Genomic DNA, 504 nt, shown 5'->3' on the forward strand with positions numbered 1-504 from the left:
AGCTAGGACATCGCTATAGAGATTGCCGTTAGGGAGTAGGACAGAAGGACTTTGACAATCAAATCTTCGTTGACCTCCCAGCAAGGGTGGCTGTCTGTCTGCTGTATCACGAGGTGATATCAAGACAGCAGTCACCTATTGCGACATCAGTTACTTTAGAGGCTGAGGTCTATGCTCCTTCCGACTTTTGATTTTCGTTGAGATAAGACTAGAGAAAATGGGAGGTGGCGATGGAAAAAGATCGCATGGCTTTGGAAGCATATGAGACTGTTCTGGAGCATCTGAGAAGCAAGCATATTCGGATTACAGAAACCCGCAAGGCTATCATCCGTTACATGATTGCTACCAAAAGTCATCCAAGTGCCGAGATGATTTATGAGGATTTGCTGCCAGATTTTCCAAGCATGAGTTTGGCCACAGTTTATAATAATCTCAAGGTTTTGGTTGATGAGGGTTTTGTGACGGAGCTCAAGCTCTGCAACTACAGTACAACCTATTATGATT

The 504-nt window shown here is 44.2% G+C and carries 1 pseudogene; it reads left to right on the forward strand.

The features are described from left to right. Positions 1 to 230 precede the first annotated feature (230 nt). A pseudogene (perR, locus tag FH871_RS34725) lies at positions 231 to 504 on the forward strand (peroxide-responsive transcriptional repressor PerR); the annotation flags it as partial.

It is taken from the genome of Larkinella sp. C7, assembly GCF_006149005.1.
Lineage (GTDB): Bacteria > Bacteroidota > Bacteroidia > Cytophagales > Spirosomataceae > Larkinella.